Raw genomic sequence first — 19,272 nt, 5'->3', positions numbered from 1 at the left:
AATGAAATCAGTAAACGTGTTCATTGAAAAATTAAACACGTTAAGCCGAAAGAATATGCTCGTTTAGCGTTTTCGATGAACAGACATCGAAAATCATGTTAATAAACCGGGGCTGATTTAACAGTTCGGTCGTGCTCTGAAAAGAGGGTGTCCGAGCGAAATAGAAGAGCCATTTCGACGAGATATTTTGGCGGTATGGAATATATAAAAATAAGGTGAGCCGAAAGGGATAAAAAAGTCTTTGAAATTTTTAGACAAAAGGACGCTCTTTTTTTATGAGAGAACAGAGTGCTATCCGCTTCTTTTGCAATATCTTTCAAAAACAAGATCCCGGTACACAAATTCTCTTAAAAAAGCCCACTATGACCAAACGATAAATGGTTATACGGCAAAAAGTTCCTACATTTGTACATTCTGAGGTAGACTATATTCTATCCGTCGGAAAGTTTTACAGAGAAAACATAGAAACAGACATACAGATAGCAGATGAAATATATCCATAAAACTTCGTGGTTGTTTTTGGTACTCCTGATACTCAGCGGCGTCTCGGCATGCAACGAGAAGACTCCCGGTGTCCGCAAACCGGATCCGAATCCCGGACTGCAAGTACCTCACTATGTGAATATTCAGATTAAAGAGAACGACGTATTCTCTCAAACGAAGTTTACGATAGACCATTTCAACAGAAAGATATACAACTCAGTCCGTTTGCCATACAAGACCGAGCTGGACACTGTATTCCTAAGGATGATGATCAGTAGCGAGACTAAAGTGGAGATCAAAAACCTTACGACAAACGAGACATTCCCTTGGACCGTGGAGAAGATGAACTCTAAGTCCGTCAAAGTAAAGGGAGGAAAGCTGGAGCTGCTCCTGTCTGCCAATATCAACGGCGTCAATAAGACAGAGAAGTATCTCATGAACATCAATGTTTACAGCTACGATCCCAATGTGATCACATGGGAGAAAAAAGAGAACGTACTCCCGGTTGCGGCGGCAGACTCTAAGTTCATCACGCTCAACAAAACACTCTACTGGGTTGCTCTGGACAAGCACGCCAAGTTTCATCTGTACGAAGTGCTCAGCGTGGAGAGCTACAACTTCCGAAAAGTGGAAGGAACAGGAGATATGCCTGCCATGCTTCCGCACACATTGACACAAGATACTCACGGCAGAGTATGGGGTATGGCAAAAGATGGAGAGATATACAGCTCTTCGGATCTGAAGATTTGGGAAAAGATCCAAAAGCCGGATGCCGCCCTTGCATGGACATCCATCTTATACGATGCCAACCTAAAAGGCAGTACCGGAGAGGTAAAGATGCTTTTAATCGGAGAGATGGGCGGAGCTTACAAGATATGGACAGCCGCTCCGGCAGGCATGCCTGCCATTCTCACAGACATCACCAACGAACACTTCCCTGTGCGTAACGCACTCGTAAGAACAGTGGTGGAAGCAGGTATCAAGCGTGCCAACCTCATAGGCGGAACGGATCGTCTCGGTCGTCCGGTAGAGAATCTCTTCTTCACCGCAGATGGTAAAGGATGGGGCGAGATCAAGTTCAGAGGAAAAGGGTTCAACGCTCCGGTTCGCGGTGCAACCTTGATAGAAAAAGGCGGAAGGATCTATATCGCCGGCGGCGAGTATGCCATAATATCGGACGATAAGAGTCGCCTCAATCTTTTCCACAGCGACGACAACGGAGCGTCTTGGACCAAGATGACCCAGGAAAAGACTCAGGCAACAGGCTTTAATGTTACGTCAGGGATGTCAGGCATTATCTCCACAGATGGCGAAGATGATGTTTTCTTCTTCCTTGGCGGTATAGCCGGAGGCAAACCCACGGCAGATGCGTGGCGAGGTTATATCAAGAAAAACTAACAACCCTATTTCTCCCTCTACACATAGCAGAATGACACAGATACCGGCACATATAGCCATTATCATGGACGGCAATGGAAGATGGGCGCAAGCTCAGGGACAAGAGCGCGTCTATGGTCATGTTCATGGCGTGGAGAGTGTTCGTCGCATCCTTAAAAGAGCAGCGGAACGAGGCGTAAAGGTATTGTCTCTTTACACTTTCTCGGAAGAGAACTGGAGCAGACCACAGCAAGAGGTCGATGCTTTAATGGAGCTCATCGTGGTCTCACTGCGCAAAGAGATAGACTCTCTCATGGAAAACGGAGTGCGTCTAAGGACTATCGGAAACACGGACAAGCTACCGGCAGATGTGCAGGCGCTGTTGAAAGAAGCCATTGCCCTTACTGCCGACAACAGTGTTATCACTCTCCAGCTGGCTCTCTCCTACTCTTCAAGACAGGAGATTACGCATGCGGTGAAAGAGTTGGTAGCCGATAAGATCTCCGCCGAAGCCATTACGGAGGAAGATATAACCGACAGACTTTACACATCAGGCATACCCGATCCGGATCTTATCATAAGAACAGGCGGAGAGCAGAGGCTTAGCAACTTCCTGCTCTGGCAAGGTGCTTATGCCGAACTATACTTTTGCCCCGATGCCTGGCCTGCTTTCGACGAAAAGGCTTTTGATAAAGCGTTGGAAGATTTTGCACAAAGAGAGCGTCGGTATGGCAAGACCAGCGCACAACTATTATCGAATGAATGATAAAGACAATCTCAATGAAAAATAGATGTAACACCAATCCTCTATCCCCTGCTCTGCATAAACTGCTGCTCTCGGCAGTTATCTGCTGTATGGTAGGTGTATTATCAATCCCCGTTAAGGCTTTTGCTCGCAACTCGATAGCCATACAGGACACCATTCAGGCTCCTGTGGTATCTTATATGTACCCGGTAACCAAAACCATAGCAGACATTAAGCTGGAAGGGGTTAAGACTTACGATAAAGATGTAGTACTTGGAATATCGGGGCTGTTCGTGGGTCTCTCTTTGGAAGTACCGGGCGAAATCCTCAGCAAAGCCATAGAAAACTACATGAAGAACGGACTCTTCTCCGACTGTAAGATCTATGCGGATAAGATAGAGGGCGATTCGGTTTGGCTTACGATAGAGTTGGTCGAGCGTCCCAGACTCTCCAAGCTCGTCATCAATGGCGTAAAAAAGGGAGAGAGAGACGAGCTGGTGAAAGGTCCTTTGGCCTCTTTTTATGACGGTTCACAGCTTACACCGAATACCATCGACGTGGCAAAAGAGGTGGTTCGTAAGCATTTCGATGCAAAAGGATACAGCAACGTTGCCGTTACAGCCGAGGAGATAAAAGATACCACACGGGATAACTATGTGGAGTTGCACATCAATGTCGATAAGAGTAATAAGACTAAAGTAAACCGGATATACTTTGAGGGAAACAAAGAACTCTCCGATGCCGCTCTTTTCAAAGCGATGAAGAAAACCAATGAGGGCTTCTCTCTCCGTCGCAATCCATGGACAAGTATTCTCGAAATATTCTCACAGAAGAAGTTTGTCAAGAAAGACTATACGGAAGACTTGGATCTGCTCCTTGCCGCATACCATGAAAAAGGGTATCGTGATGCCGAAATCCTCAAAGACTCGGTAGCTAAAGCAAGCGATAAGAAAGTGGATATTCACATCAAGGTAGCGGAAGGAAGGAAGTACTATATAAAGGATATCAACTTCGTTGGTAACACCAAGTACAACTCCGAAGACCTTCTACGCCTTTTGGGAATGAGTCCGGGCGATGTGTACAACCAAAAAAAGCTCGAAAGCAGACTTCGTACCGATGAAGATGCAGTGGCTAACGTCTATGCGAACAACGGGTATCTCTTCTCTTATATCTACCCTGTGGAGACAGAGATAAAGGGAGACTCCGTTACGCTTGATATACGTATCGTGGAAAACAGACCCGCAACGGTCAATCGCGTAATAATAGATGGCAACGACAGACTATATGAAGATGTCATCCGTCGAGAGCTGTACACCAAACCGGGACAACTCTACAACAGAGACTATATATTCCGTTCAATGCGTCTGATTGCCGCTACCGGACACTTCGATCCGGAGAAGATAATACCTGAGCCGATACCTAACGAAGAGAACGGTACGGTGGATATTCGATGGAATCTGACACCTAAATCTAACGACCAGGTAGAGCTATCCGCAGGATATGGACAGACCGGTCTTATAGGACGTGTATCTTTGAAGTTCACCAACTTCTCTATAAAAAATCTCCTCAATCCGAAATCTTACAAAGGTTTTCTGCCTACCGGAGACGGACAGACACTTACACTGAGCGGACAGACCAACGGTCGTTACTATCAAAGTTACAGCATACAGTTTACGGATCCCTGGTTCGGCGGAAAGCGTCCTAACTATTTCAGTGCCTCTCTTTGGTATTCACGCCAAACAGGTATCAACGAACAGTATTACAGCAATCAGGTCAGAGGACTTCAGTCTGCCTATTACAACCAGCTTTACAACCCCTACTATGGCGGAGGTTATGGTGGCTACGGCGGATACGGAGGCTATGGCGGTTATGGCGGATACGGGGGTTACGGCTACGATATGGGTTCTCTCTATGAAAGCGCATACGACCCGGACAAGCTGCTCGATATGATCGGCGGTAGCATCATGTATGGTAAAAGATTGACCTGGCCCGATGATAACTTCCAAATTCAAGGAGGATTAAACTATACGCTATACCGGCTTCGCAACTGGTCTTCACCTTACTACGACTTCGGTATGACCGATGGTGTTGCAAACGATGTACACCTTTCAGCAACCATCTCACGTATCTCCATAGACAACCCGACCTATACTCGTAGAGGTTCCAAACACTCATTGGAGCTGTCTGCAACGCCTCCTTACTCTCTATGGGACGGTATAGACTATACCAATCCTAAGCTCTCTCGCGGAGAGAAAAACAAGTTCATCGAATATTATAAGGTGAAATACAAAGGAGAGAGCTTCCTTCCGCTGTTGGATGAACGCAGATACAAGAGGACTCCGGTACTTATGGCAAGAGCCGAAGCCGGTTTCATTGGAGCTTACAACCCCTACAAGCGTTCACCTTTTGGTACTTTCTACATGGGTGGAGACGGGATGAGCGGAGCTTATAGTGCATTCCTCAACGAGACCATCGGACTTCGCGGATACAAGAACGGCTCCATCGCAGGCGCCAACGGTAAGAATGCTTACTCTTATGCCCGCATGACCTTGGAGCTGCGCTATCCTATCATCTTCGAACAGCAGACCAGCATTTGGGTTATAGGCTTCTTGGAAGCCGGTAATGCCTGGTCGAACGCATCCTCTTTCAATCCTTTCCAGCTCAAACGTTCAGCCGGAGTGGGAGCAAGAATCATGATCCCGATGATCGGTCTTATGGGATTGGATTGGGGTTATGGCTTTGATGCACCGGACGGATCCACAATGAAGGGAGGAAGCAATATCCACTTCGTTATAGGACAAGAGTTTTAAGTCTAAACCAGATAAAAATTTGAATATTATGAAAACAAGATTATTGGCACTCGTAGTAGCTTTGCTCAGCATCTGCGCAGTGAACGCACAAGAAAAGTACGCCTTGATAGACTCAGAGTACATCCTTTCCAAGATGCCCCAATACAAGGCTGCCACAGAAAACATGCAGAAGCAGGCAGAAAAGTTTCAGAAAGAAATCTCCGGCATACAGGAGAAAGCGGCAGCCATGTACAAGGAATACCTCAAAGAGAGACCTAAGCTGTCCGAACAGCTACGCACTTCCAGAGAAGAAGCCATCGTAGCTTTGGAGGAGAAAGTACAAGAGCTCCAACAAAAATATTTCGGCCCTAAGGGGGAGATGGCGACCCTTCAAGAAAAAGAGGTGAAGCCCATCCAAGACGGCATCTATGAGGCTGTGAAACATATCTCACTGCGAAGAGGCTACGTTTTGGTGCTCGACAGAGCCACCACACAAGGCGTCATCTTTGCCACTCCGGAGATAGACATCAGCAACGATGTACTAAAAGTGCTCGGAATCTCCGTCTCTCGCTAATCTGAAAAGAGGTTTTGCGTTCTGTGTGTGGAAGTTATCGGCTTGCCATTTACATTTTTCTTCCTATCTTTGTTCGCAATACCCTACCATGAAAGATAAATAGAGATTCACTCAAGAAAACAAATTACATTACAGATAAGAAAGAAGAAATGAAACGTTATTTATTAGCATTTGTGCTACTTATGATGCCTGCTCTACTTGTTGCTCAGGCTCCTCAAAAAATTGCAACAATCAACTCTCAGGAGATTATGATGGCAATGCCTGACACCAAAAAGGCACAAGCTGAAGTAGAGAAGCTACAAAAGGAGTTTGAAGATGCGCTCCTCATCAAGCGTGAAGAGCTAAAGAAGAAGTACGAAGACTATATCTCTAAAGAGAAGACTCTTCCGGAATCTATCAAGCTTCGCCAACAACAAGAGATAGAAGATATCCAAAAGAGAATAGATGACCTTACTCAGGCTGCTATTCAGGATATCCAAAAGAAGCAACAAGAGCTCATGGCTCCGATCCAAGCGAAAGTGTTGGACGCTATAAAGAAAGTAGGCAACGAAAATGGCTTTGCATACATTCTTGAAGCAGGAGTAACACTCTACACCGGCTCTACTGCCATCGACGCCACTCCACTTGTAAAAGCGAAGTTGGGCATCAAGTAAAAAGATATTCATTAGGGAAGCCCGTTTCCCGATAGAGAAAAGCTCGGTAAAGATCACTTTACCGAGCTTTTTTTGTGCGCGCTTTTATATAAAAACAGAGCTCCTCATGCGGACGAGAAGAAGAGCTTCTTTCCCGGCTCAATCCGGAAAGAAAGAGACAATACACCTATAACCTCCTATCAATCAATCCGATAAAAACCAGCCTGAATTTGAGAAAAAATTTTTCTTCGTCCGTTTGACGAGGCTTTTTCGCGTTAATAGGAGTGAATTTTAACATTCATGTTTGCAAATAAATCTTAATGTGATTTCGTGGGCAAAAACAGCAAAAAAGGGGAGAAAACAGCTAAAACACTAATAACCAACCAAGTGACTTAAAATTCTAAACACGTTAATTGAATCCGGTAAACGTATTAAATGAAATCAGTAAACGTGTTCATTGAAAAATTAAACACGTTAAGCCGAANTAATTGAATCCGGTAAACGTATTAAATGAAATCAGTAAACGTGTTCATTGAAAAATTAAACACGTTAAGCCGAAACAATATGCTCGTTTACCGTTTTTGCTTAACAGATATCGGAATTTGTGTTAATAAAATGAGATCAATTTAACAGTTCGGTCATGCTCTGAAAACAACCCCTCCGATCAAAATAGAGAGCAAGAAAAAAGTGGGCATTTTGCGGTATGGAATATATAAAAATCAGTCTTCCAAAATCGACCTGAAACAGGATTTCGGAATGCAAAAAAAGGTAATGGGAAAATAGAGAAAGAGAGCAGGTCGGCAACTCTTCCCCTTCACGCTCTTAGAGACCCCATTTGTGAAGTATCTGAAAGCGGTCTCTACCTCTGCTTAGACTAATGGGGAAAAGGCATTGAAGGCGTGAAGTAAGCCAACTAACATTGTTGAGAAAGAGGGGTGATAGGAAAGAGGACTCGTCTTGCAGGCAACTCTCTTTCATCTTGACAGCAAAGAGCAAAAAGGAAAATCCCGGAAAACCTGTCGGTAGTCCGGGAGATTCGGCACGGGAAGCAACTCACCATTCGGTGAGAACGAATCCCGTGATGCAAATGTAGTACTATTTTGTTTATAATACAAACAGAGAGCCTCTCATGTAAGAGCTATCTGAGAAAGAGATAGCTGTTTCGTCTCTGCGGAAAAGTCTCTGATACTGCCTCAATCGTATGTCTTAGAGGGAGACTCCCAGTAGATTTCTACGCCATTGCCATCGGCATGGATCAGCTTCCGAGACAGCGCAAAGAAGTAGTCGGAAAGCCTATTAACATACTTCAACACCGCATCCTCCACTTCGCTTCCCTCCTCTACTACCGTAAGGATTCTACGTTCAGCCCTTCTGGAAACCGTGCGACAGACGTGAGCTTGCGAGGTTGCGAGTCCGCCCGATGGCAGGATAAAGCGTTCAAGTGGCGGGCAGTGCGAGTCGAGCCTATCTATCTCTTTCTCTATCTGCTTGATCACTTCGGGTGTAACATAGCTGGGCAACCGGAACGATGTATCGGTAGGATCGGTGGCAAGATAAGCCCCGACGTTAAAGAGCATTATCTGTATCCCTTTCAAGGTATCCAGATCCTGCGCATCCGAAATCTGACTCATAAGGACGCCGATATGGGCATTAAGTTCATCTATCGTGCCATAGCTTTCGAGTCTTGAACAGCATTTGGAGACGCGTTGTCCTCCTACGAGAGATGTTTTTCCCTTGTCTCCGGTCTTTGTATATAGTTTGCTTTTCTTCATGTTACCTTCTATGATGATGTTATTTAATACTTGGCTAAGATACGAATATCGTTCAACTTATGGAAAATGCCCCTTCCCCCTTGCTGCGAAAAGGCTTAACATCGGCATGGAGAGTTGATATTTTTCTTAATTTTGCAGCGAATAATCATCTTAAACACCAACTTTATGAAAATACTATCCCTATTCGGAGCTGTAACGTTCTCTTTTATCCTTAGTTTGATCTCCTTTCACGCGCAAGCCCAATCGGATGTAAAAGTGTATCGCGTCGCGGATGAAGAAAGCTTCATCAAAGCTCTTCACAGCAACAGCCATATCTATATCGCAAAGAATACGGACATAATGCTCAGCGATATTTTGGAAAAAGAAGGAGATGGACGCATTTTTGCGATGTCTCCTCTTCGTGCAGGAGAGTATCTTACCCTTGATTCTTCCCCCGGAATATTTCGTTCTGAAGTTTTTGACGGTATAGAACTCATCTTGAACGGGCTTGAAAACATCACGATAGAGGGAGAGGGGGAGAGCCGTTCCCGCATTTTGGTATCGCCCAGATATGCCAACGTGCTGAACTTTAAGGACTGTGCCAATATCAAGTTGGTAAATCTTGAAATAGGACATACCGAAGAAGGATATTGCGAAGGAGGTGTTCTCAACCTTATCAGCTGCGACAACATAGAGGTGAAAAACTGTGAGCTTTTCGGCTGTGGGACAATAGGTGTGTTGGCAGAGAACAGCAGAAACTTCAGATGTCTCTCTTCCGTCATCTGTCATTGTACATACGGCATTATCTCTCTACTGCCCGGAAACAAGAATTTTCTCTTTCAAGATTGCCATATGCACCATAATGAAGAGTTCGATTTAATAGAGCTGCGTGAAGGGAATAAAGGTATCGTATTCGACCGCTGTCGCATAGAGCAGAACAGAGGTACATTATTCGGTCTGCGCTCTATCCTGACACTGAAGGACTGCTATATAAATCATGAAGGGGAGGTAGGCAACATAGATCTGATTAAACGGATTCGCGGACGCTTTGTCTTCCATCCGGGACAGGACATGGAAGAGGAATAGAAGTCGTTTGTATCTCCAATCCCAATCTTTTACATCGTATAACCATCGGAGAGCATCCGATTTTAGCATTGTTTAGCTCACAGAAAAAGACTATATTTGTGAGCTAAACGTATATATAGCAGTATAATTTCACAGATATGACATCAGAGAAAAAAGATATCGTGGTAAGTGGCATTCGTCCCACAGGTAATCTACACTTGGGAAACTACTTCGGTGCCATCAAAAGCTTTCTTACTATGCAGGAAGAGTGCAAGTGCTACTTCTTCATAGCAGACTGGCACTCCCTTACCACACATCCACATCCGGACAACATCCTTAAGAATACTCGCACCATATTGGCAGAGTATCTGGCTTGCGGAATAGATCCATCCAAGGCAGTAATATATGCTCAGAGCGATGTGAAAGAGGTGTTGGAACTCTATCTTTATCTCAATATGAACGCCTATCTGGGAGAGTTGGAACGTACCACATCCTTTAAGGAGAAAGCCCGCAAACAGCCTAACAACGTCAATGCAGGGCTACTCACCTATCCTACACTTATGGCTGCGGATATTCTTATGCACCGTGCCGTCAAAGTACCGGTAGGAAAAGATCAGGAGCAGAATATGGAGATGGCAAGGAAGTTTGCTCGTCGTTTCAATACGATCTATGGCGTGGACTTCTTCCCGGAACCTGCATCTTTTTCTCTCAGTAGCAAGGCAGTGAAAGTTCCCGGACTGGATGGCAGCGGAAAGATGGGCAAAAGCGAAGGCAATGCGATATACCTGATGGATGACGAAAAGGCCATAAGGCAAAAAGTGATGAAGGCTGTTACAGACTCCGGACCCACCGAGCCAAACAGCGAAAAGCCCGAAGCCATTCAGAATCTGTTTACGCTCTTGGAGATTGTCTCTTCTCCCGATACTTACAACTATTTCAATGATAAGTACAACGACTGCTCCGTCCGCTATGGAGACCTGAAGAAGCAGTTGGCGGAAGACATCATCCTTTTCACTGCTCCTATCAGAGAAAGAATCTTAGAGATAGCTGCGGATACGGATTACCTTGAGCGTGTAGCTCGTGAAGGGGCAGAGCAAGCAAGAGAAAGTGCTCGCCTCACAGTGGATAGAGTGAGAGAGATCATCGGATTTCCTGCTTTGCGATAAGTAGGAAGCTATTCCATTTACAAAGAACTAAACACAAAAACAGAGATAAAGATGAACAATTACTTGACAGGAAAGATCACCCACGTATTGGAACCGATATCGGGAGAGAGCAAACGTAATCCCGGCACAACGTGGAAGAAGCAAGACTACGTAATGGAGACGAACGATATCTATCCAAGAACGGTAGCCTTTAACATCTTCGGCGAAGATCGTATCAATATGGCGAACATAAAGCTTGGGGAGATCATCACCATAGAGTTTGAAGTGAATAGTCGCGAGTTTAACGGACGCTGGTACACCGATGTACAATGCAGAAACGTTATTCGCGGCGAACAGGCTCAAGCCATCAGCCAGATGGGTGTACAACCCCAGCCGGCACCGGCTCCTCAAACTCAGACACAGGTTAATTTCGGTCCCGCCACACCTCAACAGGGAATAGTGAACGATCCTACGGACGATCTTCCATTCTGATCTTTCCGTCCGGAATATCCGATAACATAAAAGGAATAGACATCAAACATTAGAACCACACTATAATCATTATTTGACTTTATGAATCAACACGATCCAATCTTCGATCTCATTCAAGAGGAAGACAGAAGACAGAGACACGGCTTGGAGCTTATCGCTTCCGAAAACTTCGTGTCCGAGAATGTAATGAAAGCTATGGGAAGCTGCTTCACAAACAAATATGCAGAAGGCTATCCCGGCAAGAGATATTACGGTGGATGCCAAGTAGTGGACAAAGCAGAACAGATGGCAATAGACCGTCTTAAGCAACTTTATGGCGCGGAATGGGCTAACGTTCAGCCTCACTCGGGAGCACAAGCCAATATGGCAGTATTCCTCGCAGTGCTCAAACCGGGCGACACTTTCCTTGGACTCAATCTCGCTCATGGGGGACACCTTTCTCACGGAGCGGCTGTAAACAGCTCAGGTCTTCTTTACAACCCTGTAGCTTACAGCTTGCGTCAGAGCGATGAAACCGTAGATTACGAAGAGATGGAACGTTTGGCTAAAGAACACAAACCAAAGTTGATTGTTGCCGGAGGTTCTGCTTATTCTCGCGAATGGGATTATGCTCGTATGCGTGCCATCGCCGACAGTGTAGGTGCTCTTCTTATGGTAGATATGGCTCACCCTGCAGGGCTTATCGCAGCCGGTCTTTTGGATAACCCGGTAAAGTATGCACACATTGTTACTTCCACAACCCATAAGACTTTGCGCGGTCCTCGTGGCGGTATCATCCTTCTTGGTAAAGACTTTGAAAATCCATGGGGACTTACCACTCCTAAAGGTGAGATCAAGCGTATGTCTCAACTTCTCGACTCTGCGGTTTTCCCTGGAGTACAAGGCGGTCCGTTGGAGCATGTTATTGCTGCTAAGGCTGTTGCTTTCGGTGAAGCATTGCAACCGGAGTTCCGCACATATCAGGAACAAGTAAAGAAGAACGCTTCTGTCCTTGCCGACACACTGGTTGAGATGGGATACAAGATCGTATCCGGCGGAACATCCAACCACAGTATGTTGGTAGATCTTCGTCCTAAGTTCCCTGAACTGACCGGTAAAGTAGCCGAAAATGCTCTTGTTCTGGCAGACATCACAGTGAATAAAAATATGGTACCATTCGATACACGTTCTGCATTCCAAACTTCCGGAATCCGTCTCGGAACGCCTGCACTTACCACTCGTGGTGTGAAGGAAGGAGAGATCAAACGCATTGCCGGACTTATCGACCGTGTGCTAACATCTCCGACAGACGAACAAGTGATTGCCTCTGTTCGTGGGGAGGTCAATGAAATGATGGAATCTTATCCGATCTTCGCTTGGTAAGAGGGATAAGATACATTTAAGAACAGTTACATAAGAGTTTAGAAAAAACCATTTATCAGGCTAAGAGTCTTAGTTTGATCCGTTTTTTCTAAACTCTTCTTTATTGTCCGAAAACTTTCTACACACTTTTAGATATGAGAAAATACTTTCATGCTTTAGCTGCCGCGCTGTTGGCAACGCTTTTTATTACTGCATGCACTCCGAAAGAGTATGTGGTAAAGCCTTATAACGAAGGCATCAACATCATTCCTCAGCCGGTAGAGCTTACCGAGACAACCTCAGGAGCATTCACGCTAAACCGCAATACTGTCTTTGTGGCAGAGGGAGACACACTTGCCGGGATAGCCAAGCTTTTTGCCGATAAGCTTATGGCATCCACCGGCTACAAGTTTGGGTTGGTTTCTGCTCCGGTTAGCAGCAACTACATTCGTATCTCTGTGGATCCTTCTATTTCGGAGAACCACGAAGCGTACACTTTCAACTCATCCGAAGCAGGTATCGACATCGTGGGTGCCACTCCTCAAGGTGCATTCTATGGACTTCAAACTCTTTTGCAACTCCTTCCGGCAGAAGTAGAAAGCAGCAAAAGAGTGGAAGATGTGGCTTGGACCATCCCTGCCGTATCCATCAAGGACTATCCGAGATACCACTATCGCGGACTTCTTTTGGATGCTTGTCGCCACTTCATCACTGTGGAAGACATGAAGAAGCACATAGATATTCTCTCCATGCTAAAGGTCAATAAGCTACACTGGCACTTGACAGAAGATCAGGCATGGCGTATCGAAATCAAGAAATATCCTCGTCTTGTGGAGGTAGGCTCTGTGAGGACAGAAGGAGAAGGATTTGAATATGGTCCTTTCTACTACACTCAAGAAGAGATCAAAGATATTGTTGCTTATGCTGCCGAACGCTATGTAGAGATCATTCCGGAGATAGAGCTTCCGGGGCACGCCATGGCTGCACTTGTTGCGTATCCGGAGTTGGCTTGCTTCCCGCGCGACTTTAAGGTGCGCAATATATGGGGAGTGGAAGATGACGTATTCTGTGCAGGAAAAGAAGAAGTTTTCAAGTTCTTGGAAGATGTCATCTCCGAAGTGATACCGCTATTTCCCTCAAAATATTTCCACATCGGAGGCGACGAATGCCCCAAGACAAGATGGAAAGAGTGTCCGCTGTGCCAAGCGAGAATCAAAGCGGAGAATCTGAAAGACGAGCATGAGCTTCAAAGCTACTTCATCACCAGAATAGGACGCTTTCTTGCCGAGAACAACAAAGCCCTCATAGGTTGGGATGAGATTCTCGAAGGCGGATTGGCACCATCTGCCATCGTTATGTCATGGAGAGGAGAAGAGGGAGGTATTGCGGCGACAGAGCTTAATCATGAAGTGATCATGTCGCCATGGACTACCGGTCTTTATATTGATGCTTACCAGGGCGATCATAATGTAGAGCCGGTCGCCATCGGAGGTTACTCTACACTTGAAAGGGTCTATTCTTACAACCCCGCATCGGATAAGATTCCGGCGGAAAAGCAGCATCTCATACTCGGACCACAAGCCAATCTTTGGGGAGAGTATCTATATGACGAAAGCATCCGTCAATACTACGCCTATCCACGTATGTTTGCTCTTGCCGAGATAGGATGGACACCTGTAGACAGAAAAGATTTCCACGACTTCTCTCGCCGTGTGAACAACACTTATGTGCGTCTCGACATGCACGATGTCAACTACCATATTCCGCTTCCGGAGCAAGAAAACGGCTCTCTTGACCGCATCCAGTTCATCGACAGCCTTACCATTCCGTTCAAGACAACCCGCCCTGTGAAGATGGTGTACACCACCGACGGATCGGAGCCTAATGAAAAGAGTACGGAATATACGGCTCCTCTCACATTCAACGAGACTACAACGCTCAAGATCGCCAGCGTACTGCCTTCGGGAGTATTAAGCAAAGTCCGCACACTGACCCTTACCAAGTTGGACAACTATACCGCTCCTGTGGAAGCGATAGACAGTGTGGCTCTTGCTTCAAGCGGGGTTTATGCTCAGGGGCTCAAGTTTATCACCCACAAAGAGGATGTCAGAAAAGTAGAAGATTTGGCTTCCCATCAGTCTGCCAACATGGAGAGCGGCATCCTCACCGCATTGAAAGATGCCAACAAGAGCTATCTTGTTCCCGGTACGTTCGACTTCAACATCTTCGGAACCATCATAGAAGGATACTTCCTCATACCGGAGCCGGGCGTTTACGTCTTCCAGTCAGACGTGAACAGAGTATGGATCAATGGCGAACTCGTCATAGACAACAGCAAAGAAGTACCTCGCTACTCTCGTCAGGATGTTGCTCTTGCACTCGGAGCAGGGCTGCACTCGATCAAATACGAAATACAAGCCAAAGTGCAAGGCGGCTGGCCGACGCTTTGGAACGACAACCGCGTGGCTTACAAGCCATATAACACTCCGAAATCCGCACCGATAGAAGATTACAGAGTGTTCCACAAGAAGTAAATAGTCGATAAGGAGCTGCCTTTGCCTTGTCGAAGCAGAGAATTGTTCCGAAATCGCAGATTTTTCAACACACATAATCGCCTGCCGAGAGCTTTCTTCTTGGCAGGCGATTGTTATTTTCTCTCCTAAAGTCAAGAGCCTATACAGGGACATGCAAAAAGCTCCAAAGGTTTCAGAGAAAAGTTCCTAATCTTTTTGGAGAAAGCTCTAAAGGTTTATGGAAAAGGATTTGCTACTTTCCAGAAAATGATAATCACCAATCCTAAAAACAGTAATTACTAATCCACGAAACAGTAATTACTAATCCACGAAATGGTAATTACTAATCCATGAAACGGTAATTACTAATCCATGAAACGGTAATTACTAATCCACGAAATGGTAATTACTAATCCAAGAAACGGTAATTACTAATCCAAGAAACGGTAATTACTAATCCAAGAAACGGTAATTACTAATCCAAGAAATGGTAATTACTAATCCGAGAAACAGTAATTACTAATCCGAGAAACAGTAATTACTAATCCGAGAAACGGTAATTACTAATCCACGAAACGGTAATTACTAATCCACGAAACGGTAATTACTAATCCACGAAATGGTAATTACTAATCCATGAAATGGTAATTACTAATCCATGAAATGGTAATTACTAATCCATGAAATGGTAATTACTAATCCGTGAAATGGTAATTACTAATCCGTGAAATGGTAATTACTAATCCGAGAAACGATAATTACTATTCTGAGAAACGATAATTATCAATCCGTCCGTTCCAAAAAATCAAGAAAAGAAACGGAAAGCGATACGGATACAGGAGTAGGGATGTGAGAAGAGAGATGATCAGACCGAGAGCGGCGTAAAGACCTCCACTACCATGGCTTTATCGCATCGGTCGGAGGCGAGGGTTGATATGGCGAGAGCGAGCCGGTCCTCGGTTTTGACGGCGATGTAGGTCAGCCCCAAACCTTCTACCCATCCTTGAGCCGAGCATTGGTGCTGTCCGGTAACGAACGGACGTAGCGATGAGCAGTCTCGAAGTCCCGGAATGGTCTCGAAGATTCTGCCTTCTCCATTGTTCAAGATGATGATCCGAAGATTGGATGGTACGTGAGAGTTCCACAACGCATTGGCGTCATAGAAGAAGCTGAGATCGCCCAGCAGGACGAAATGAAGCGTATCCGATGCCATCGCGGCACCTACTGCGGCGGAGAGAGAACCGTCGATACCGCTCACCCCACGGTTGCAGTGCACCCGGACATCTGCGGGAAGAGGATAGTGCTGAGCAAGGCGGACACTCAAACTATTGCCCAGATGGAGAACGCTTCGGGGCGGTATCTGCTTCAAGACCTCTGCCACTACTCTGCTCTCCGGCTCTTTCGGAGCACTCGCAACGGGGTCAATGGCGTTCTTCTTCCACAACTGTCTGTAAGCAAGATCGCTCTCTCGTGCCGTTTCGTTTGCTATAATCGCGGTGAAATCTTTGGGACAAAGCGGGATCAGATGCGTAAGAGACATGAAAACATCGGCAACCTCACCACTTGGAGAGACGTGCCAGTGCATCTTCGGAGGATATTTCCGCATATCCTGCTTCAGCTTCTTCGACAAAATACTGCCTCCTATCGTAACGACAATATCAGGTTGCAGCTCTTCGCAATAGCTGTAGAAGCGACTCTCAAGAGCTTCTTGCGGTCGGTTCGAGAGATGGTCTGCCAAGACAACAGCAGAGGTCGGGAATATAAGAGAGAAAGCTTCACGCTGAGAGTCCATCTGCCCCACAATGATCAGCTTTCGGGACGCCTTGCTCCAAAGCGCCCTTATGTCGTCCGCATCGAAAAGCCACTCTATCTTTCTTTCTACCGGCAATGCCGGAATATTGAAAGCAAAAAGAGGTTCGCTCAAGGGGATATTGATATGCACCGGACCTTGTATGTCCTTTCTCTGCAAAGCAAGCAGAGCCTCGTTTACAAGCCTGTTGCAGTACCAATGATCCGCAGAAGTGTGCACTTCCGGCAGAGTAACACTCTTGCGAGAAAGCATCCCGAACAGATAAGGTTGCGGTAGGGTCTGCCCATCCATCTGCCCTATCCATTCTTGTGGACGGTCTGCAGAAAGGACAAGAAGAGGCAGGTTGCGATAAAATGCTTCCGATACGGCAGAGTGCAGATTGAGTAACGCAGATCCGCTCGTGCAGCATACAGCAACCGGCTGCTCCGTTTCCAAAATCAACCCCAATGCCACAAAACCCGCACTGCGCTCATCTGTAATAGAGTAACATTCAAAGAAAGAGTCTCCTGAGATGCTCTCTATTATCGGAGCATTACGGCTTCCGGGGCAGAGGATGAGCCGTTTAATGCCGTGAACTTTAAGTAGAGAGCAAAGAATCTGAACGTTGAGTTGATCTGAATACATAAGTTCGGTATTATATAAGCGCCCCTATCGTGTGCATCTTGAAACAGCTCTCCTCCCACTCGGATGCAAGCTCGGACTCCGGCATGATCCCTCCTCCGGCATAGAGCGTATAGCTGTCTCTCACACAGCGTACACAACGCAGATTAACGTAGATGCGGCTCTCCTCCCCTTCCGGAGCAATAAAGCCCAAGAAGCCGGAGTAGAATCTTCGGGAGTGATGCTCCGTCTGCTCTATGAAAGAGCGTGCTTCCGATCGAGGGAAACCACAAACAGCCGGTGTGGGATGGAGCTCGGACAAGAGAGTCTTAACCGATATGTTACGGGGAGATGTGAATATTATCTCTGTCTTCAGATGTTCTATCTGCCCTGCTTTATGTCCTTCCGTCTCTTGCTGCAATACATTGCAGCCCAAACGGCTAAGTGTATCGGAGATAAAGTCGGTAACCATCATCTGTTCGTTTCTGTTCTTTCGGCTCCAGCTTTCGCTGCTCTCTATCGGTCTTGTTCCTGCGAGAGAAACGGTCTTCCACCCCTTTTCGGATCCGGCAAGCAGGAGTTCGGGCGTGGCAGTGAGCCAATATCCCTCCTGCGGAAGGTAGACAAGAGAGACAAAAGCATCGGGATAGCCCTCCAACATCCTCATAAAAAGAGATGACAAGGAGTAGTCCTGCTCAAACTTTCCGGTATGGCTGCGTGTCAGGACAAGTTTATCAAAAGTGCCCTCCGATACAGCTTGGTGAAACTTTCCAAATATCTCCGAATATCTCTCATATTCGGCAATATCTCCATATCTGTTCGGATCGAAAGGATGTTTTGAGGAGATTGATTGGTTCGAGGGACAAGAGATTTCAAGCTGCTCTTCCGGAGGTAAAAGAAAGAGGGGCTCTCTTTCGGAAGATGCGTAAGGAGCAAAGAGAAAAGCTCCTCCATTCGGTATCTCCACATCTGAAATATCTGCAAAAGATAGGATGCTCGCCTCTCTGCACCGAACGATATGCAAAACAGCCTCGTTCGGATAGCGGAAAAGAGCCACGGCATCACCATTTCTCTCAACTTCCTGAAGTAGCGACTCTATATATTGTATCTCCAAAGGTTGCATCCTCTTGCCGTCTTCTAATCTGCTTTGGGAAGGTACTTGTCCAGTCCGTCAGTGGCACGTATCTTTTTATTCTTGATGACGTCCGAGGCTTTCTCACCATTCAGAATATCCAAACTCTTATCCTCCTCTTTATGATAGAGGTGAAACACAACACCTCCCACCTTTAGAAATCTTCGGCGGATACCCATATTGGTCAGTCTGTACACCAAATCAATATCTTCATGCCCCCAACCGATATAGCTGTCATCGTATCCGTTTATGGCTATGATATCTTTTCGCCAAAAAGCAAGATTGCATCCTTTTACGGCTGAAATCCTCTTCTGCTTATAATAAGGAGCAAACAGATTTTGAAGGAAAGGAATACGCCAAGCATTTGCGGAGCTTGTATATCTTCTCGGAGGTGCTTTCTTCAATCCTTTTTCCTGAATGATGGTAGAGGCTTCCTGCGATAGCTTGACCCTGCTTCCGGCTACATAAGCTCCTTCACGAGCAACATTCAGATGATCTGACACAAAGTGTCTTTCAGGAATGCAGTCTCCGTCCAGCTCTATAATATAATCGGACTTCATAACTGCTATTGCTTTATTCAATATCATAGCCTTACGGAAGCCGAGATCTTCGTGCCAAACGTGCTTGATCTCCACTTCTTTGGGTGCTTTTTCTACCATTTTATTTATAGTTTGCAGGGTCTCCTCGCCGGAGCCATCATCTGCAATTATAATCTCATCCGGCAGACGTGTCTGTCGGAAAAGAGCTTCCAAAACCAGCTCCAAGGCTCTATGCCAGTTATAAGTAGAGAGTAGAATAGCGACACTTCGGGGCTGCATACCTC

14 protein-coding genes are annotated in these 19,272 nt (G+C 45.9%); 10 read left to right on the top strand and 4 right to left on the bottom strand.

The annotated features are described in order from the left end of the window. The first annotated feature begins 486 nt into the window (after window positions 1-486). From HQ29_RS03135 to HQ29_RS03115, 5 genes are all read left to right on the top strand, one after another. Window positions 487-1,881 (top strand): DUF6242 domain-containing protein, encoded by a 1,395-nt coding sequence (locus HQ29_RS03135; protein WP_036867497.1) that lies wholly within the window; start codon window positions 487-489, stop codon window positions 1,879-1,881. Next, entirely contained in the window at window positions 1,850-2,626 is a 777-nt protein-coding gene (locus HQ29_RS03130; RefSeq protein ID WP_082226824.1) for an isoprenyl transferase, read from the top strand. The genes HQ29_RS03135 and HQ29_RS03130 overlap by 32 nt, the downstream gene beginning before the upstream one ends. Before the next feature lie 89 nt (window positions 2,627-2,715). Further along, window positions 2,716-5,415, top strand: a complete 2,700-nt coding sequence (gene bamA / locus HQ29_RS03125) for an outer membrane protein assembly factor BamA (RefSeq protein ID WP_036867856.1) — start codon at window positions 2,716-2,718, stop codon at window positions 5,413-5,415. A gap of 28 nt (window positions 5,416-5,443) precedes the next feature. Next, on the top strand, window positions 5,444-5,968 hold the full coding sequence (locus HQ29_RS03120) for an OmpH family outer membrane protein (RefSeq protein WP_036867495.1): 525 nt from the start codon (window positions 5,444-5,446) through the stop codon (window positions 5,966-5,968). A gap of 149 nt (window positions 5,969-6,117) precedes the next feature. Beyond that, complete coding sequence (locus tag HQ29_RS03115) at window positions 6,118-6,621, top strand: OmpH family outer membrane protein (RefSeq protein ID WP_036790986.1); 504 nt, start codon at window positions 6,118-6,120, stop codon at window positions 6,619-6,621. Between the two features lie 1,172 nt (window positions 6,622-7,793). Here HQ29_RS03115 and HQ29_RS03110 read toward each other — a convergent pair. Next, window positions 7,794-8,372, bottom strand: a complete 579-nt coding sequence (locus HQ29_RS03110) for a cob(I)yrinic acid a,c-diamide adenosyltransferase (RefSeq protein WP_036790983.1) — start codon at window positions 8,370-8,372, stop codon at window positions 7,794-7,796. A gap of 165 nt (window positions 8,373-8,537) precedes the next feature. Here HQ29_RS03110 and HQ29_RS09840 point away from each other — a divergent pair, with 165 nt between their 5' ends. From HQ29_RS09840 to HQ29_RS03085, 5 genes are all read left to right on the top strand, one after another. Beyond that, window positions 8,538-9,437, top strand: coding sequence for a right-handed parallel beta-helix repeat-containing protein (locus tag HQ29_RS09840; protein ID WP_052089751.1), 900 nt, complete (start codon window positions 8,538-8,540; stop codon window positions 9,435-9,437). Between the two features lie 137 nt (window positions 9,438-9,574). Beyond that, the gene (gene trpS, locus HQ29_RS03100; protein WP_036867493.1) at window positions 9,575-10,582 is read left to right on the top strand and encodes a tryptophan--tRNA ligase; all 1,008 of its coding nucleotides are present in this window, start codon (window positions 9,575-9,577) and stop codon (window positions 10,580-10,582) included. Between the two features lie 51 nt (window positions 10,583-10,633). Beyond that, a complete protein-coding gene (locus HQ29_RS03095) occupies window positions 10,634-11,053 on the top strand; it encodes a DUF3127 domain-containing protein (protein ID WP_036790979.1) in 420 nt (139 codons plus the stop codon). An 81-nt stretch (window positions 11,054-11,134) separates the two neighbouring features. Beyond that, on the top strand, window positions 11,135-12,415 hold the full coding sequence (glyA, locus tag HQ29_RS03090; RefSeq protein WP_036867491.1) for a serine hydroxymethyltransferase: 1,281 nt from the start codon (window positions 11,135-11,137) through the stop codon (window positions 12,413-12,415). Window positions 12,416-12,549: 134 nt separating this feature from the next. Further along, entirely contained in the window at window positions 12,550-14,928 is a 2,379-nt protein-coding gene (locus HQ29_RS03085; protein ID WP_036867489.1) for a family 20 glycosylhydrolase, read from the top strand. An 844-nt stretch (window positions 14,929-15,772) separates the two neighbouring features. Here HQ29_RS03085 and menD read toward each other — a convergent pair. The 3 genes from menD to HQ29_RS03070 are packed head-to-tail and all read right to left on the bottom strand — an operon-like array spanning window position 15,773 to window position 19,267. Beyond that, entirely contained in the window at window positions 15,773-17,341 is a 1,569-nt protein-coding gene (menD, locus tag HQ29_RS03080; RefSeq protein ID WP_052089750.1) for a 2-succinyl-5-enolpyruvyl-6-hydroxy-3-cyclohexene-1-carboxylic-acid synthase, read from the bottom strand. A gap of 10 nt (window positions 17,342-17,351) precedes the next feature. Further along, window positions 17,352-18,440 (bottom strand): chorismate-binding protein, encoded by a 1,089-nt coding sequence (locus HQ29_RS03075; protein ID WP_036848347.1) that lies wholly within the window; start codon window positions 18,438-18,440, stop codon window positions 17,352-17,354. Between the two features lie 14 nt (window positions 18,441-18,454). Further along, window positions 18,455-19,267 (bottom strand): glycosyltransferase family 2 protein, encoded by an 813-nt coding sequence (locus tag HQ29_RS03070; protein WP_036848350.1) that lies wholly within the window; start codon window positions 19,265-19,267, stop codon window positions 18,455-18,457. Window positions 19,268-19,272: the final 5 nt, after the last annotated feature.

Source organism: Porphyromonas canoris (assembly GCF_000765975.1).
Taxonomy (GTDB): Bacteria; Bacteroidota; Bacteroidia; order Bacteroidales; family Porphyromonadaceae; genus Porphyromonas_A; species Porphyromonas_A canoris.
The sequence above is the reverse complement of the archived record's forward strand: the minus strand, read 5'-3'. Positions and strand labels throughout refer to the sequence as shown.

Bases quoted from the DNA above. Each gene is read 5' to 3' on its own strand.
- HQ29_RS03085 (WP_036867489.1), top strand. From the start codon at position 12,550: ATGAGAAAATACTTTCATGCTTTAGCTGCCGCGCTGTTGGCAACGCTT.
- HQ29_RS03110 (WP_036790983.1), bottom strand. From the start codon at position 8,372: ATGAAGAAAAGCAAACTATATACAAAGACCGGAGACAAGGGAAAAACA.
- HQ29_RS03130 (WP_082226824.1), top strand. From the start codon at position 1,850: ATGCGTGGCGAGGTTATATCAAGAAAAACTAACAACCCTATTTCTCCC.
- HQ29_RS03075 (WP_036848347.1), bottom strand. From the start codon at position 18,440: ATGCAACCTTTGGAGATACAATATATAGAGTCGCTACTTCAGGAAGTT.
- HQ29_RS03070 (WP_036848350.1), bottom strand. From the start codon at position 19,267: ATGCAGCCCCGAAGTGTCGCTATTCTACTCTCTACTTATAACTGGCAT.
- glyA (WP_036867491.1), top strand. From the start codon at position 11,135: ATGAATCAACACGATCCAATCTTCGATCTCATTCAAGAGGAAGACAGA.
- HQ29_RS03135 (WP_036867497.1), top strand. From the start codon at position 487: ATGAAATATATCCATAAAACTTCGTGGTTGTTTTTGGTACTCCTGATA.
- HQ29_RS03115 (WP_036790986.1), top strand. From the start codon at position 6,118: ATGAAACGTTATTTATTAGCATTTGTGCTACTTATGATGCCTGCTCTA.
- menD (WP_052089750.1), bottom strand. From the start codon at position 17,341: ATGTATTCAGATCAACTCAACGTTCAGATTCTTTGCTCTCTACTTAAA.
- HQ29_RS03095 (WP_036790979.1), top strand. From the start codon at position 10,634: ATGAACAATTACTTGACAGGAAAGATCACCCACGTATTGGAACCGATA.
- HQ29_RS03120 (WP_036867495.1), top strand. From the start codon at position 5,444: ATGAAAACAAGATTATTGGCACTCGTAGTAGCTTTGCTCAGCATCTGC.
- HQ29_RS09840 (WP_052089751.1), top strand. From the start codon at position 8,538: ATGAAAATACTATCCCTATTCGGAGCTGTAACGTTCTCTTTTATCCTT.
- trpS (WP_036867493.1), top strand. From the start codon at position 9,575: ATGACATCAGAGAAAAAAGATATCGTGGTAAGTGGCATTCGTCCCACA.
- bamA (WP_036867856.1), top strand. From the start codon at position 2,716: ATGGTAGGTGTATTATCAATCCCCGTTAAGGCTTTTGCTCGCAACTCG.